Below are 14,989 nucleotides of genomic sequence, written 5' to 3'. Positions count from 1 at the left end.
ATTTATCGAAGGGCGCCGCGAAACGCTGGTCAATGTCCTGTGTTGGGGTCGGACACTGGACGAAGCTTCCGAGATGGGACGGCGGGCCGTGGCGGCGTGCTGCAGTCATGCCTCGTCCGACCCGATCCGACATGCCCACACGTCATTTGTTCGGCCTGAGAATGCCTCCGGTCCGATGGCCGTTGCGTCGGCATCCCTTGCGAGGGCTTGCACGCTGTGAAGGGCAGAAAACCAGAACTGAGACCGATCGAAGGCGGCTTGTCCGGCGTGCCCCGCGCACCTGACCATCTGTCGGAACCGGCGGCCGAAGAATGGAACCGAGTGGCGCCGGACCTGGTGAAGCGCCAGATCCTCAATGATACAGCCCTTACGACATTGGCGCATTACTGCATGGCAAGCGCTCAGGCGCGCGAAGCTGACAAGTCGATCGCAAAGCACGGGTTGTTGATCGACACGCCGGCCGGACCGAAGTCCAATCCCGCCGTCCGAATGCAGACTCAATATCTGGAGATCGCACGCCGGTACGCAATCGAGCTCGGCATAACCCCGTCGTCACGCTCCCGCAAAGGCCTTTCAGGCAAGGAGGAGAGTCGTGGTAACGACGCTGCCGACTTGGGTCTTTGATGACTCCCCGATCGATGATCCGCTTGGCTATGGTGACAGGGCCGTGCGTTTCTTCGGCGCCTTGCGTCATCCGCAATCGACCGCGCCCGATCGCCGGTTTGTGCTTCCGAAGTTCTGGGAACGCATAATCAGGCGCATCTATGGCCCTCGGCATCCGGACGGTCGGCGCATCGTGCGTACCGTCTTTTGCATGATCCCGCGCGGCGCTCGCAAGACTACAACAATTGGCGGCGGGCTCGGGCTGCTTCATTCGGTGGGTCACGAGAAAGTGCCGTCGGGCCAAGTGTTCCTTGGTGCCGGATCACAGGACCAAGCGGATCTCGCATTTGCAGAGGCAACCGGAATGGTTCGGGCCACGCCGGCGCTTAATGACCTTGTGAAAGTGCGCGGCGACTACCTGGAACATCCGGTCGCAAAGTCTCACCTTCGCGTGCTGTCTGGTGAGGGCGATCTTGCCCACGGCACTACGCCGGCGGCTGTGTTCCTCGATGAATTGCATATCCTGAAAAACAGGAAGCTTTGGCGGGCGCTGAAAACCGGCATGGTGAAATCACCGGGCGCGCTTCTCTGCATAACAACCACGGCCGGGCGCGGGCAATCCGGTCTCGCTTGGGAGGAATACTCCTACGCCCGCCGGATCGCCTTGGGAGAGATCGTCAACCCCGGTTACCTCCCGATCATATTCGAGCCGGAAGACGGCGCAGACTGGCAAGATGAGGCGCTGTGGCATCGCGTCAACCCGGGACTGTCCGAAGGCTTCCCCGTGCTCGAGGAGCTTCGCCAGGCCGCGCTCGAGGCGCAGGAGAAGCCAACAGAGCAAGACGACTTCAAGCAATACAACATGAACTTCTGGCTTGACCGCTCACTGTCGCCGTTTGTCGACATGGGCGTGTATGACGAAGGCGCGGCGCCCGTCAATCTGGAGGCTCTGAAAGAGAAGCCTTGTTGGGTCGCGGTCGACCTTGGCCTGATCCACGATCTTGCCGCCGTTGTTGTGGCCTGGCCCGATGATGACGAAGGATACGACGTCGCCGCACTGTTCTTTTGCGCAGAAGACGGCCTTCGCGACAAATCCGAGAAAGATAAGGTTCCCTATCAGCTGTGGGCTGAGCAAGGGCACATCGTGCCGACGCCGGGGAACGTGACCGACTACCGAGCGATAGAAGCTCACCTTCGCGTGCTGCGCGAAATGTTCAACGTGCAGGAGATCGCATTCGATCCGGCCTACGCGCAAGCCGTGATGTCGCCATTGCTGGAGGACGGCTTTCCCGTCGTCACCATGCGTCAGGGCTGGGTCACGATGGCGCCGGCTATCAAAGAGCTTGAGCGCGCTGTCATCGCCCGCCGCTTTCGCCACGGCGGCAATCCCGTCCTTCGCTGGTGCTTTGAGAATGTCTCTGTCGAGGTCGATAAAGCCGGCAACAAGTCGATGCACAAGGGCAAGAGCCGGGACCGCATTGACGGAGCGGTTGCCGCCGCAATGGCTGTTGGCCGCGCCTCAGTCGGTGAATCGACCGGACCGTTGACGCTGGAGCAAATCACCGGCCGTGGTGACGGCAAGCTCATGTTTCTCGGGGGCGCCTGATCGCGCGGCCAGAGCGCGGCGCCGGGTCGCGATGCGCCGAGGACGAAGCGTTGGGGTACCTCAATCTTCACCATCCCAGTAATCTTCAGGCTCGAACACATCCACTTCGCCCAGATCGATTTCAAAGCTTTGGATGTCTATTTCGCAGGAGACGAATTCGATTTGCTCGTCAGCGCTGCCGAGATCGACAACGTTGACGACAATCGTCGCGCGAACGTCAAGCGACTCGTCAACTTCAATTATTCGCCCTCCCATGCCGACAGATTCGCGATCCACGCTATCCCAAATTGAGAAGCTGAGTTCGACCGGAAATCGCACAGCGAGCAAAAGCGGCAAACTAACGAAAGCAGTGATTGTGTTGCCGTCCGCAGACGTTTCCGATTCGATGATGTCGACATCAGAGTCGTTTGGCCAACCTACCTCACGGAGAATTCCTGCACTCGGATAGGCTTCGAGCTCTCCATGTGTTGCCTGAGCAGTCACGTCAACGTCAAGGTGTTCGACGATGTTCTCTAACCTGGACACCACCTCGGCCCGACCATCGTCCTCGGCACCGAGCCAAGCGAGGAAAGTCTTGCGCAGGCCGAGCGGGGCGTCATTCAAGATCGCGAGCGCACGTTCAATGTCTGGCAGTAGGAAAAGGCGTTCGGAGCTTTCGCAGAAAGCATGCCAGTCCCCATCCTTGGACACAACGAGAATTCGAGTGTCTTGCTCGAGGGCTGTAGCTTCCAGCGCATTCAGCGCCAGAGCATCGGGAAACTCATCTTTCTTTTTCCCGGACCCGAAAGGAGGGGTTCCAGAAAAGTAACTGTCAAAGATCGTCGCTGTGTCAACAAGCTTCACGTCGTCCAATATCGTGCAACCCGTATCGTGAACATATTTCGTGAATCGCTGATCGGCAGCTTCGGACGGTGTTCGATTACCCGATATCGACGCCAATAGCTCGTCGCGGGTAGGGTTCGTCGTCTCAAAGGCATAGAGGGCCTCGCCGATGCCTTTTTTGGCAGAGCGCAGCGCTGCGTCGGCTTCTCTTTCAAGATGGTCGATTACTTCTTTAGCGACGGTACCTGGAAGAATGAATGAGAAATGCCGGTCTTTCAGACCGGAAACCGCCAGCAGAGGCGGAGAACTCAGGCGAAGCCCTTTTTCGTCAAAGATGTTGGTGTCGATGCTGAGAGCAGTAATGCGCCCTTCGGCCAATTGGGACCGGATATCGTCCTCAGACACTATTGGCATGATTAGGCTTTCCAATAACTGATGCACTGGCGTCATCGCAGATACCGAACAAGTGCCTGCGTGTCCAATTACGCTATTCGATCGAAGCCAGATGTGATTCAGCGTTTCGAAGCGGGCGCACCCTTCCTGCAACGGGCCGACTTTTCCGGGTGCAGGGGCAGCCGGCCCCTAGACTGTTTTGAAAGCGTCTCTCAGGTCACGGGACATCGGCGCCCGCTTAGGCGGATACAGGCCGTTGGACCGCAAGTAGGTGACGTGCATCCTGTGGCGCGCGGCGCGGGCGTCATCGTAGAGGATTTCCTCATCGGCGCAGGAGTCGACCCAAGCGACGAAGCTCTTGGCGGCTTGCGTTCCATGAGCGGCGGCAATGCCTATCGCAATGTTGCCGGCAAGCTGGTTGATCGCCTTCCGATCCATGTTGCCGCTCTTCGCAACGCACTGATCGGATGCGATGCGCCTAAGCTGGACAAGGCCAACTCGAAGGCTGACAGCGGCTTGGGTCTCTTCGAAGCTCATCCCTCGCTGACGGCATTCCAGCCGGAACCTGGTCAACGCGTCGTCCTGTCCATCCGGAATCATGCTGAGCGCTAAAGCTCCGGCGATGATGGCTATGAAGATCAGAAGGCCCCACTCGATCATTTGAGTAACCCTAATCGCTCTGAGTTTCCAGACACTAATCCCGAATACAAGCGTCAGTCAACAGCAAAACAAAGCAACGCAAGGCGTCTCTATCCGTTCTCACAGTCTATCCCCGCCCTATTGGTTGGCGCATCGAAGTTATTCCGATGCATCAAGGGGGGGGGTGGTCTGCACTTTTACTGCACGGATCTAGACCGGTGGTACCTCCTTGCGTCGAAAAATATTTCAATTGGAGTTTTCTCGCGCCAGCACCATTTCGCAGAGAGGCCGGCTTCCAAGACCTTCGTTGGCGGAGCGATCAGCTTCGGGCCGTAGGCCCTTTGTCGCGAACCACTTTGAAGCCTGAAGATTCTAGTGAAGCCAAAGCGACTTCGGCGAATATCTGACAGTTTTCGAAGGGTTCGTTGCCTTCGTGTGCCGTGGCATGGAAGGCCGACAGAATGCCTTCAAACAAGGCAGTGAGCGTCGCGGCGCGGTCCTTCTTTGCCGCTGCGTTCCCATCCCTCGACTGCTGGCCAATTGATATCTTGGGCATGTCGTTGCCTTCGCCATGCATGAGGAATTCGACAAGCGCGCTCATCAGCCATTCGGCATTTTCTCGATCGAGCAACATGTCGACGGTGTCATCATCGTCGGTGACTAACTCAAGCGTGCCTCTCAGCGGCTTGCGTGAGGTCACCTCCACATCACCGTCTTGATACTCAACCAATTTTGGCATGACTTTTCTCCATTGCTTTTTAGTGGCCGTAACGCCCCTAGAGGCGCGGTAAGCCGATTGTTGTTGTTAGGAGTATGTCGGGCAGTCGTGCTGCTTCTCTTCTCTTCGACGTAGGTTCGTCGGTTGTCACGCGGCTTATTCAAAGGCGCCAAGGGCCGCTTCTCTCAAGGCACGCTGCAAAGGTATCTGACCTATTTCTGCAGTCAAGAGGATCGTGCTTAGCCGGCGATCGCCCCCGCAAGCGGGTGCTTTATCGCCTCGCTTTTCGCCATCCGGCGGCGCGAGCCTCGTCCTCCGAGCAGAACCAGCGCTCGCCATATTGGGGGCTGATCTTAGTCTCCCAATAATGCTCTTGACCGGGCACGTGGTAAATGTGCTCTCCGGTGTTGATCGAGATATTGCCCTTGATATTGCAGTCGCCGCCGGCAAGCAGGGACGACGGGTCCGGAACGCTTATGCTGCCAAGCCATTCGGTGGGTATGAACTTCGCGACGGTATCGAGACTGCTTGGGCTCACGGTGAGAAAAGCGGCAAGCGGCACCATCACGAGCGGAGCCAAATATTGGGGTCGCAAAAAACTCCCCCGCCTCGCGCGCTTGCGCGAGTGTTCGGCCTGATTGGCACCTTGATCACGCTGGACTTTGCCCACGCCCCTATCTCCCCGAAGAGAGAATGCGTCCGTTGCAGTAGGGAGTCCAGAGTTTGGCGCAGGCCGTGCCCCAGTGAGTTACCCACGGTGAAGCCAGGTATCACAGAGCGCAGGTCAAACACCTTCGCGGCGAAGACAAACTGGGTCACGCTACGCTTCAGGACTTCCGAGAGGAATGACGGGTTTCTTTCTGCGGCTGAAAAACTCGCGGATTTTCTGTCCTACGGTAGGATGGCGCCGAAATGCGCTGAGCCACGATTGGTAGTCTTGGACATCAGGGATGAGTGACTGCGCCTCAGCGCCTGAAAAGTCAGCTTCGGCAACTTTGGGCAATCTCCAAAAAACGTGATGTCGATGTTTCCTTCTAACTCTGTTGGCTTGCTCATTTAGATATTGCGCCAGATGCATCGAGAAAAAAATACAATCATTGCAATAGGTTTCGATGGCGAACAGCGTCTGCTTGTATTTCTCATCCGCACCGTCTCGCACCTTAACCCCCAAGTAGCGGAATAACATTGCGTCGTTGGACACCCTCGGTCCTTCGTACCATTTCGCAATGAGATTGTTCCGTTCCCCTATCGACGCATTGAGCAATTCGATCGCCTTGGCGAGTTCTACCGTTAGTGCCAGACTTTTCATGCCGAGCCCTAGCTTTTCAAAAACGTTTTTCTCCAACCGGTCGATCTGAACTTTCATGAGCGGCAATGTGTGCAATTCTGCCTGAAACTCGAAGACATTGACCACCTCATTGTACTCATTACGGGCCTGCTGCTCATTGCTAAAGAATTCGAACCTGGCTTCAGTCGCCCGAAATCTCTCCACCATCCCAATCAGATGCTGCTTTTTTAGAGCCATGAAGCTGTTAGCGATGGTGAAACATAGGGCTATGCTCTCGTTCAAGCTGTTCAAGTTTGCTGTGATTTCCCGTCGCCGCTCTCGCCGTAAAATTGCGATCTGCGCGCCCCACGAACCAGCAAACGCCGCAGCAATGCCGACCACGGACGGGACAAAATTGGGGCTGGAATTAACGTAGTGCCAAAGGCTCGTAAGCTGGCTCACGGAATGATGTCTCCAAGGCCTGTTAAGGCTGAGGCTGAGCTGATTTCAGATTTCAGTGAGGGCGACCCTACTCCTTGAGCAGACCCATAATCCACCGGGCGGCTCCGTGAGAAATAGCCGCTAATAAGAAGGCAAAGCTCATGGCATAGAGATAGGTCAAAAAGACGGGTTTTGTCGGAGAGAAAATCACCGTGATCGTCGGGATGATAACGCCAGTCGCGAAGCAGACGACACCCAAGCTATTAAAAAACGTGGCACTCAATTTAACCTGCTCGTTGTGGATCAGATTGCTCATTCGGTCCCTCGCTGGAAATTCATCCATGATTGTAGGTAGTGATCAGGATTCCCATGCGCCAGTGACGACTTGCTGGCTCGCTGCTATGAACTGTAGTTATGGGCAGTAAAAAGAAAAATCGGCTGTTGCCACCCAACTCAACTTTGGCAACGCGAGTCAGCCAGCTTGACGACCCAATCGGCTACGTTTTCAGCGTTTGGAGCAAGATGCGTTTCAGGGTGCATGAGGTCAGGCTAATACTCAATAGCGATCCACGGTGGCCTGACTATGCCCTTTACGAGTCGATGGACGACCCACAGGACCCATCGGATGAAAACGACTACGGCCCCACTATGCTCATGTGTCTGGTCAACGGTAAGACACACGAACTTTACCCCAATGAACGATGGGACGAGGATTATAAGCTTTCTGACGCATGGATGAATTGGCAACAGGTCAGCTACCTTTACGGCGAACTGGTGCCTTGACCGGAGACAGGAATATGTTCTTATTTCGTTCTCATGGCTCACGACCTTCACCAGCCATCCGAAGACGCCGGGGCAACGCTACGACTGGCGCGCCTGTTGGGAAATCTAGCTTCTAGCCGAGGTACTGCATGATTACTGCTCGATCGATTTTTTTCTGAGGCCCCCTGGTGGACTCGTGAGGCAACACATCCCAGCGGCCGGTGTCGTCCAATCGAAGTGCCTCGCGAACTTGATCTTCCGCGTTGGGAAACCTGTCTTTGATCAGCTTGTTGACGGCATCTGCCCCGCCAACGTTCCATGCCTCAATGTAGTCGTCTTCCCAGTCTCGCATGGTGAAAACTCCTTTGTTGCCCACAACATTTGCGGTCGGATCACGTTGCGCGAAAGTGAAATTCACGCCAATGTTGCTGTGCAGCCCCAACGGGAGACGGTGCTAGCCATCTCCCGCCGGCGGGTGCGCCTACTGGAACGCAAGGGTTTGCGGTACACGTCTCTTGTCAGGGGACACCGCAAACCCTAGCCAGTGCCGCCTAATCTACAAGCAATCCCAATCGCCCGCCTGCTGTGGGTGCCTTTACCCACAAGGTTTTTGTTCCCTGTTCGTTCTGACGTGATAAAAGCGCTCTGATGGCAAAGGGCTGGACGTTCCAATCACTGATCGACGCGAAGATGGCGGTCACGGCGCATTGCCAGACGGCGCCATGTCACCACCGCCAAGCGCTTGACCTGGCTAAGCTTCGCGATCGATTTGGCGCGGACACGCCGGCCATGGCGGACGATCTCATTCCAAAGCTGAAATGCGCCAAGTGCGGCGGCAGGAGCGTCGGCGTGATCTACACGCCCGACACCAGTCCGAACGCCTACGGCAGGGCCAAAGACGGGCGATGAGAGTTCTACAAGCGCAAAGTCGTTTGGAGCCAGGTCAGGAACTCAGGAACATTGGCGAGGCCAGCCTTGATGGCCTCCAGCGTTAAAGCCTTCGTTGCCTCCGCTGGCAGCGCTTTGATTTGGTCGACGAGTTTCGAGCGCACGGTGGCCGGCACATCCGATTTCTCGACCCGATCGATCAGGAGCGCTTTCACGGTATCTTCGTGAAACCGGATCGTGACTACTCCAAGAATTGCGGAAAGGCCTCCGTCGTCGGCGAGGAAATCCATCCCAGCCGCAGTGATGCGCGCGTTGGCAGCGTAAAGCCGGCCAGAGAGTTCGTTCGACCACAACGCTTCGGCCAAACCATGTTCGCAAAGGTATTGGAGGTTCGCGAAGTAGGTGTAGCTATCGCCGCCTTCGAATGGCGTGGCTTTAACCCGCTGAGGATAGGAAGCAGCCATGTGATTCAGCATCTTTAATTGAAGATCGCGGTCGAGGATCATGGGAAAGGGGTCCCGTTGCTGTGAAAGAAACTCTTTCGAAGACTTATGTCCGACCTAATGATATTCTCAGGCTTGCGCCAGACCACCAACGCAAGCGCTAAACATCAATAGTCGGCTCCGAGCTTTTGCGACTAGCGGCCTTGGTGATCTGTTGCTTCAAAAACTCGACGAAATGGCGTCCAGTTTGCTCGCCGATCGTTCCCCTGATGCCCGTATCTATATCAGGACCTCCCTTGCGTTTCTCTTGGACGGTCACTAGACGACCGTCACCCAGAGGTCCGCCTACCTCGATCATGAAGTTAGGACTGCTGTAGGCCGGGCGTTGCGCGTTTAGGGAAAAGGTGACCGACGTGTAGACGCTGTTGTGCACCTCATGCCTTATGATTTCGCCGAACTCTACGACCAATTGGCCTGCCAGTGCCTCTTTTGCTGCTTTGAGTTCCGGCAAGATGCTGTCTGTAAGCCAGGCGGTGGCATCATTTTGACTTTGCACACGCCGGGCCTGCAGTTCTTCGCGTTTGGCCAGAATTCTGGCGTCCTCAGCGGCCCTATCAGCCTTTGCCTTTTCCCAAACGTTTTTGTAGTCGGTCACGTCGCAACCTCCCGAATCTCGATCAATCGGGAACTATCGCATCCGCCAGCGATTCGCGGGAGGGTGCGCTCAGCGTTCCTACAGGTCTTTTTTCCCGAGCCGGCGGATGCGAAATGCATATCGCAAATTAAATATAAGTCTCTGTAATCCATGCCTTCAGCGACAATACCGGCGCTCTACGAACAATTAAAAATGTGAAATCCATATTTGTCGAAGTAAGACACAAAAAAATAACTGTATTTCTCGAGTCTCACATATTGTTTTTGTTCGTAACTTGAATGATGATCGCACATCGACCGGGAGTTGCAGCCCCGATCGATGCGCTTGACACTCAAAGCTGAAAGGAAGCTTCAGATGTCCAACCAGTTCAATACCACAAATCAGATGAAAAAGCATCGCCTCGCTTTGATGGAGCGCATGGCGGCGTCCGCCCAAGCTTATCAGGCCGCCTTGGAGGAGTACGTTGGCGCCAAGGGGCTCAAGCCGATCTGGTACAGCCTCACCGATGACGCTGAGTTCAATTTCGGGTTTGTGGCCCGCCTCGAGCCGGCCTGATTCTTTTCGGCCGCCAATGGTGGCGATGGCCAAGCCGTCCCTTCACCGGGGCGGCTTTTTTCATATCTGGCGAGAATGCCGAGAATGCTTGGAAAACATTGAGGTCTCGATCTGTACTAAAAATAGTGTTAACAAGAACCTTCGCGAATAGCCGTTGTTTTCTAGTAGACAGAGACCCAAATCCATCGTGCGCAATGCCAACGATGGAGCTTACATTGAACAAACTACTGTTGCCGGTGGATGCAGGGATTTATCTAGGTCCTGAGGGTCATCCAGTCGCGCCTACAACCTTACAGTTTTGGCGAACCAAAGGCCGAGGACCTCGATACATCAATAGGGGCGGCCGGATCTTCTATCGCGAAAGCGATTTGGCCGAATTCATTGAAAAGGGCGTCACAGATCCGACGACCGTCGCATGACCAACACCGACTACGAGCTCATACGGTTGCTTGTCCAAGCCGAGGGAGCCAGAAGCCGACTTGACGCTCTTCTGAGCCAGCGCGAAGCCGCACAGGAAGGACGGGGGCTCTCGCCCAAGCCTGAAGAGATCGACCGGGCCCGCGAGATGGCAGAGACGGCCGAACGGCTGCTCAACGCGCATGCGCGGATGGTGCGCACTGTATGAGCGCGCGACGGTCTGCACCTTGGTTGCGTTTTTTCGTGGCCGATTGGATCGCATGGACGCGCGATCTGAAGGCTACGGAATCGGGCATCCTGATCAATCTCATTGCTCACATGCACCAACGCGGCGAGCCAATCGCAGAAGATCATTCGCGCCTGGCGCGCCTTTGCGGATGCAGCGCGGGCACCTTCGCGCGCACGATTGGCATCTTCCTAAATGACGGTCGGATCATCCGGAGCGATGACGGCGGCCTTTGGTCAGACCTCGTTCAATCCGAAATCGATCACCGCAAAAATGTGAGCGGTGAGCGTCGCAAAAATGCAGAACAACGTTGGGGAAAAAGCGAGCAAAATCAACCATCGTTTGATGCAAATGCATACCAGAGTTCAGAGTCTAGAGGAGTAGAGGAGGAAGAGAGGAGCGACGTCGCTTCGCTTGTCGCTACCGTCGGCGCTACGGGCGGAGGCCTCTGCGAGGCCAAAGAACTTTCTCCCTCCGGTCGAAAGCCGCCCTTGGACAGTAGCAATCTTGAGACCGATGATTTTGCGATCGAAAAAAGGAGGGTTGTTGGATGATAGACCGGTACAAAAACCTGCCTCTCTTCGAGTGGACCCCCGCTTGCCGGCTGATCACATTTCCGCCTGGAAAGCAGGTCGGAATAATTCGCCAAGTGGCTGCAAAATGGCTGGGCCATCGTAGTTCGCAACAGGCCGATGCATACGCCATCCAAGTCGACGATGAGATACAGGACCGCTTCAGCCTACTGGGGATTCTTCCCGACGAGAGGAAACGCCTGTCGGAGGAATTTTGGAATGCCGTCCGCGCTGAGATCGCAAAGCAGCGACCGAGCTCAAGGCCGGGAGGGAGCGCCGCATGACCAGCCGCCTCGCACTGACCGAGCGACAAATCACCGTCCTTTGCCGTGGCGCGGCGAAAGCAGGCCATTTTGCCGAAGTCAAAATAGGCGACGTCATTGTCCGCCTTATCCCCAAGAGCGACGATGAACAGCCAACACGGCCAATTGACCCGGGGGCGGATATAGAGCTTTGATGGAGGTTATGCCCAAGAAGCTGCCGCCGTTCGTAACCGTTGAGCGCTCGCGCCACGGCAGGATTGTTTTCTATTTCCGTAAGGACAAAGGCAAGCGAACGCGGCTGCCCGATTTGAACGCTCCGAATTTCGATGAGCGGTATCTGACTGCACTTGCCGCCACAGAGCCACAGAAACAGGCCAAGGCTGGCGCCGGGAGCCTCGCTTGGCTGATCATCCGTTACAAGGACAGCGGCGCCTTCGCCGCCCTCTCTGCGGCCACCAAGCGGCAGCGGGACAACATCCTTAAGGGCGTTTCCGCCAAGGCCGGTCATCATCCCTTCAAGTCGATCTCTCGCAAGTCGATCATCAATGGTCGTGAAGCGCGCGCTTCGACGCCAGCGCAGGCGAGGAACTATCTCGACGCAATGCGCGGTCTATTCCGCTGGGCACTCGATGCCGAATTGGTCAAGGCCGATCCGACCGAAAGCGTAAAAAATCCGAAGCGCCAGCCGAGCGACGGCTTCATTGCGTGGTCAGAGGACGATGTGACCGCATTTGAGGCGCGTTGGCCTGCAGGCACTAAGGAACGCGTCTGGCTTCACGTCCTGCTCTACACCGGCCTTCGCCGAGGTGATGCCGTGCGGCTCGGCAAGCAGCACATCCGCGATGGTGTCGCCACCATCAAGACGGAGAAGTCAAAATTCAAAATGGAAGTCAGCATTCCGATTCTGCCGGTTCTGGGGGCTACCCTCGCCGAAGGTCCGACCGGGGATCTGGCCCTGATAGTCGGGGGCAATCGCAAGCCGCTGACGAAGGAAAGCTTTGGGAACTATTTCCGCGTCGCATGCAACGAGGCCGGGCTCAAGAATCGGTCGGCGCATGGCGTGCGGAAAATTGGCGCAACCAGGGCTGCAGAGGCCGGCGCCACCGATAAAGAGCTTGATGCGCTGTTCGGTTGGGAGGGCGGAATGATGTCGAAGCTCTACACCCAGAAGGCCGAGAGAAAGCGTTTAGCACGGCAGGCTTCGGAAAAGATCGAGAACGCTCAGCGCCCGCACCTTGTTTCCGCCGGCCCGCACCCTGAAAAAATGCTAGGTTAATCAATACGTTATGAAGGCTATAAAGCCAAATGGTGCGGTCGAGAAGACTCGAACTTCCACGGGTTGCCCCACAGCGACCTCAACGCTGCGCGTCTACCAATTCCGCCACGACCGCACGTGGTAGAGCCGGAACCGACCGGCTCGCGGCGTGTAGCAAATCGTTTCCGGTGAAACAAGTGCACGGCAAGCAATAATGTCAGGCGATTGGCATAATGCTCCACAGGGCCCGAACGCAGCGCCGGAACTGGACGTTTGCGCCTGACATCGCCATATGGAAGGCAAGTTGATGTCGCCCAAAGGTGCGAGGCGTTTTTGGGCGCGCCATGGACAAACGAAAAGACGATACGCCATGACCGAACGCAGCCAGATCGCCACGTCGTTCCTGCCGCTTCCCGGCTCGGCACCGGTCGAATGGCTGATCGAGCCCGGCCTTACCGCCTATCCCGAGGCACTTGCCTTCATGGAGGCGCGCGCCGAGGCGATCCGCAGCGGCGCTGCCGGCGAAATGGTCTGGTTGGTCGAACACCCGCCGCTCTACACGGCCGGCACCAGCGCCCGTGGCGAGGATCTGATCGACGCCAGCCGCTTCCCGGTCTTCGCGGCCGGACGCGGCGGCGAATACACCTATCATGGGCCGGGCCAGCGGGTCGCTTACGTCATGCTCGACCTGAAGCGGCGGCGCGAGGATGTCCGCGCCTTCGTCGCGGCGCTCGAACAGTGGATCATCGGCACGCTTGCCGCTTTCAATGTGCGGGGCGAGCGCCGCGAGGACCGGGTCGGCGTCTGGGTCGTGCGGCCGGATCGCCCTGCTCTGCCGGACGGCTCGCCGGCGGAGGACAAGATCGCGGCCATAGGCATCCGGCTGCGGCGCTGGGTGAGTTTTCACGGCATCGCCATCAATGTCGAGCCCGATCTCGACCATTTCAGCGGCATCGTGCCTTGCGGCGTGCAGGACCACGGCGTCACCAGCCTCGTCGACCTAGGCCTTCCCCTGACCATGGCCGATCTTGATCTGGCGTTGAAATCCGCCTTCGAGGATGTGTTCGGTCCCGCCACGGCATTGCCTGTCGAAGCCGAGCGCAAAGCCGGCTGATCTTCCGGATCCGGTACGGCTCAAATCAGTTGGGCAGAGGCCCACAACACGCCATAGCCATGGATGGCGAACACCGCCAGCAACGCCGCCGCCATGGCCAGCCGGTCGATGGTGCGGATCGGCTTCAGCTCGTGACGCGGCTTCACCCCGCTGCTCATCGTCAGCAGGCTGAGGAGCGAAAACACCGCTCCCGTCGCGAGCAGGAAGGTGGCGGAAAAGCCGGCCTGCCAACCCACGGCCAGGAAAGCCGAGAGCAGGAAGAAGGAAGCCAGCGCCAGCGCGACCGGTCCCGGACAGATCTGGCGCAGCACCTGGCCGCCGTCGAACTTCCACACCGGCACCAGATTGGCGATGTTGAACAGTGCGGCGAAGCCCGCCAGCGTCGCCAGCAGGGCCGCCGCCAGCCGGTGACCTTCCGCGCCGGCAAAGGTGCTTGCGGCGATGGCGATCGGCACCAGGAAGGCCGAGAAGCCGGCGCCCATCAACGCCACGAAAGCCACTTCGAAACGGCTGTCATAGGGCCGCCCGCCAATGGCGATGCCGCCGAGCAGCGGAATGAAGATCATCCGCGCCCGGTTGTGGCCCATCAGCCGGAACGCCGCCATATGGCCAAGCTCATGCAGGGCGACCACCGATGTGAGGATCGCGGCCAGTGCCAAACCGCCGAAGTGAAGGCCGAAGAATGGCCACAGGATCAGCGCCGAAAGCCCGGCAAAGCCGACCTGACTGAGCGGATGCTCGAACCAGCCGCCCTTGCGATACTTTCCGGTCCGCGCCCAGCGCTGCAGCTTGGAGAGTTCGCGGCGCAGGGCGAAATAGCGGAACACCAGGAAGGCAACGCCACGATAGCGATCGGTCTGGCTGAGCGTCACCCGCGTGCTGTTGCCTTCCGAAACGAGTTCGGCGGTTTCGCGAAAATCCTTCCAGAACGAAGCGTCGAGTGCCGTATCCTCGATGACACGCATCGAGAAGCGGCTGCCTTCGACGACGTCTTCAAACCGCGACTTGCGTTCGATCGGCTTGCCGTCGCGACCTTCCCAGGACAGCGTGATGCGGGCCACGCCCTCGCCGTCCGGGGCCTCGGCGGACAGGATCTCACCGGACCAGCCGGCATCGCTGCCGAGCGGCCACAGCGCCTGCCAGAGGCGCTGCCGATCCATCGCCACCAGACGGGTCAGCCGGACCGTGCGCAAACCAAGCGGCACCGTCATCAACAGAAAGATCAGCCCGAGATTGCTGGCCACCAGAATGGCCGTGACGATGGGCGACACCTGGACGTTGCTCCCTGTCTTGTCAGGTCACCCTAACGTTGCGACGGGCAAGAAAGGCTTAACGGCGGAACCGTCTTCG

General features: G+C 57.7%; 21 protein-coding genes and 1 tRNA gene. 11 read left to right on the top strand and 11 right to left on the bottom strand.

Annotation, left to right across the window (positions count from 1 at the left end; genetic code table 11):
- Window positions 1–216: 216 nt before the first annotated feature.
- Entirely contained in the window at window positions 217–624 is a 408-nt protein-coding gene (locus RPF88_RS04800) for a phage terminase small subunit P27 family (RefSeq protein ID WP_337121810.1), read from the top strand.
- On the top strand, window positions 593–2,209 hold the full coding sequence (locus RPF88_RS04795) for a terminase large subunit (protein WP_337121809.1): 1,617 nt from the start codon (window positions 593–595) through the stop codon (window positions 2,207–2,209). The genes RPF88_RS04800 and RPF88_RS04795 overlap by 32 nt, the downstream gene beginning before the upstream one ends.
- A 60-nt stretch (window positions 2,210–2,269) precedes the next feature.
- Here the strand turns inward: RPF88_RS04795 and RPF88_RS04790 are convergent, their stop codons facing one another.
- The 6 genes from RPF88_RS04790 to RPF88_RS04765 all read right to left on the bottom strand — a co-directional run bounded on the left by RPF88_RS04790 (window position 2,270) and on the right by RPF88_RS04765 (window position 6,805).
- A complete protein-coding gene (locus RPF88_RS04790; protein ID WP_337121807.1) occupies window positions 2,270–3,445 on the bottom strand; it encodes a PIN domain-containing protein in 1,176 nt (391 codons plus the stop codon).
- A 168-nt stretch (window positions 3,446–3,613) separates the two neighbouring features.
- On the bottom strand, window positions 3,614–4,084 hold the full coding sequence (locus RPF88_RS04785; protein WP_337121805.1) for a hypothetical protein: 471 nt from the start codon (window positions 4,082–4,084) through the stop codon (window positions 3,614–3,616).
- Between the two features lie 298 nt (window positions 4,085–4,382).
- Window positions 4,383–4,802: a hypothetical protein gene (locus RPF88_RS04780; protein ID WP_337121803.1), complete on the bottom strand. Its 420-nt coding sequence runs from the start codon at window positions 4,800–4,802 to the stop codon at window positions 4,383–4,385.
- A 250-nt stretch (window positions 4,803–5,052) separates the two neighbouring features.
- Entirely contained in the window at window positions 5,053–5,451 is a 399-nt protein-coding gene (locus tag RPF88_RS04775) for a sunset domain-containing protein (protein WP_337121801.1), read from the bottom strand.
- A gap of 150 nt (window positions 5,452–5,601) precedes the next feature.
- Window positions 5,602–6,510, bottom strand: a complete 909-nt coding sequence (locus RPF88_RS04770; protein WP_337121800.1) for a hypothetical protein — start codon at window positions 6,508–6,510, stop codon at window positions 5,602–5,604.
- Window positions 6,511–6,577: 67 nt separating this feature from the next.
- On the bottom strand, window positions 6,578–6,805 hold the full coding sequence (locus RPF88_RS04765) for a hypothetical protein (protein WP_337121799.1): 228 nt from the start codon (window positions 6,803–6,805) through the stop codon (window positions 6,578–6,580).
- Window positions 6,806–6,903: 98 nt separating this feature from the next.
- Between RPF88_RS04765 and RPF88_RS04760 the strand changes: the two genes are divergently transcribed.
- Window positions 6,904–7,272, top strand: coding sequence for a hypothetical protein (locus RPF88_RS04760; RefSeq protein WP_337121798.1), 369 nt, complete (start codon window positions 6,904–6,906; stop codon window positions 7,270–7,272).
- A gap of 112 nt (window positions 7,273–7,384) precedes the next feature.
- Here RPF88_RS04760 and RPF88_RS04755 read toward each other — a convergent pair whose 3' ends face one another.
- The 3 genes from RPF88_RS04755 to RPF88_RS04745 form a co-directional block, all read right to left on the bottom strand.
- Complete coding sequence (locus RPF88_RS04755) at window positions 7,385–7,669, bottom strand: hypothetical protein (protein ID WP_337121797.1); 285 nt, start codon at window positions 7,667–7,669, stop codon at window positions 7,385–7,387.
- Window positions 7,670–8,165: 496 nt separating this feature from the next.
- Complete coding sequence (locus RPF88_RS04750; protein WP_337121796.1) at window positions 8,166–8,645, bottom strand: hypothetical protein; 480 nt, start codon at window positions 8,643–8,645, stop codon at window positions 8,166–8,168.
- A gap of 97 nt (window positions 8,646–8,742) precedes the next feature.
- On the bottom strand, window positions 8,743–9,237 hold the full coding sequence (locus RPF88_RS04745; protein WP_337121795.1) for a hypothetical protein: 495 nt from the start codon (window positions 9,235–9,237) through the stop codon (window positions 8,743–8,745).
- 354 nt (window positions 9,238–9,591) lie between these two features.
- Here RPF88_RS04745 and RPF88_RS04740 point away from each other — a divergent pair, with 354 nt between their 5' ends.
- The 7 genes from RPF88_RS04740 to RPF88_RS04720 all read left to right on the top strand — a co-directional run bounded on the left by RPF88_RS04740 (window position 9,592) and on the right by RPF88_RS04720 (window position 12,546).
- Complete coding sequence (locus tag RPF88_RS04740) at window positions 9,592–9,792, top strand: hypothetical protein (protein WP_337121794.1); 201 nt, start codon at window positions 9,592–9,594, stop codon at window positions 9,790–9,792.
- A gap of 194 nt (window positions 9,793–9,986) precedes the next feature.
- On the top strand, window positions 9,987–10,211 hold the full coding sequence (locus RPF88_RS33285) for a helix-turn-helix domain-containing protein (RefSeq protein WP_442921261.1): 225 nt from the start codon (window positions 9,987–9,989) through the stop codon (window positions 10,209–10,211).
- Window positions 10,208–10,417, top strand: coding sequence for a hypothetical protein (locus RPF88_RS04735; protein ID WP_337121793.1), 210 nt, complete (start codon window positions 10,208–10,210; stop codon window positions 10,415–10,417). Before RPF88_RS33285 ends, RPF88_RS04735 begins: the two co-directional genes overlap by 4 nt.
- A complete protein-coding gene (locus tag RPF88_RS04730) occupies window positions 10,414–10,989 on the top strand; it encodes a DUF1376 domain-containing protein (RefSeq protein WP_337121792.1) in 576 nt (191 codons plus the stop codon). The genes RPF88_RS04735 and RPF88_RS04730 overlap by 4 nt, the downstream gene beginning before the upstream one ends.
- Window positions 10,986–11,291, top strand: a complete 306-nt coding sequence (locus tag RPF88_RS33280; protein ID WP_442921260.1) for a DUF6074 family protein — start codon at window positions 10,986–10,988, stop codon at window positions 11,289–11,291. The genes RPF88_RS04730 and RPF88_RS33280 overlap by 4 nt, the downstream gene beginning before the upstream one ends.
- On the top strand, window positions 11,288–11,464 hold the full coding sequence (locus tag RPF88_RS04725; RefSeq protein ID WP_337121790.1) for a hypothetical protein: 177 nt from the start codon (window positions 11,288–11,290) through the stop codon (window positions 11,462–11,464). The genes RPF88_RS33280 and RPF88_RS04725 overlap by 4 nt, the downstream gene beginning before the upstream one ends.
- A gap of 8 nt (window positions 11,465–11,472) precedes the next feature.
- Window positions 11,473–12,546: a tyrosine-type recombinase/integrase gene (locus RPF88_RS04720; protein ID WP_337121789.1), complete on the top strand. Its 1,074-nt coding sequence runs from the start codon at window positions 11,473–11,475 to the stop codon at window positions 12,544–12,546.
- A 30-nt stretch (window positions 12,547–12,576) separates the two neighbouring features.
- Here RPF88_RS04720 and RPF88_RS04715 read toward each other — a convergent pair.
- A tRNA-Leu gene (locus RPF88_RS04715) sits at window positions 12,577–12,661 on the bottom strand.
- A 234-nt stretch (window positions 12,662–12,895) separates the two neighbouring features.
- On the opposite strand from RPF88_RS04715, the gene lipB reads away from it, so the two are divergent.
- Entirely contained in the window at window positions 12,896–13,639 is a 744-nt protein-coding gene (lipB, locus tag RPF88_RS04710) for a lipoyl(octanoyl) transferase LipB (protein ID WP_027160542.1), read from the top strand.
- 20 nt (window positions 13,640–13,659) lie between these two features.
- On the opposite strand, the gene RPF88_RS04705 is transcribed toward lipB, so the two are convergent.
- Complete coding sequence (locus tag RPF88_RS04705) at window positions 13,660–14,910, bottom strand: peptidase M50 (RefSeq protein ID WP_024501354.1); 1,251 nt, start codon at window positions 14,908–14,910, stop codon at window positions 13,660–13,662.
- Window positions 14,911–14,989 lie beyond the last annotated feature (79 nt).

Origin of the sequence: Mesorhizobium sp. ISC11, from assembly GCF_037162595.1 — a bacterium.
Taxonomy (GTDB): domain Bacteria; phylum Pseudomonadota; class Alphaproteobacteria; order Rhizobiales; family Rhizobiaceae; genus Mesorhizobium; species Mesorhizobium ciceri.
Note: the sequence above shows the minus strand (reverse complement) of the source record. Positions and strands in the feature narration are given on the sequence as shown.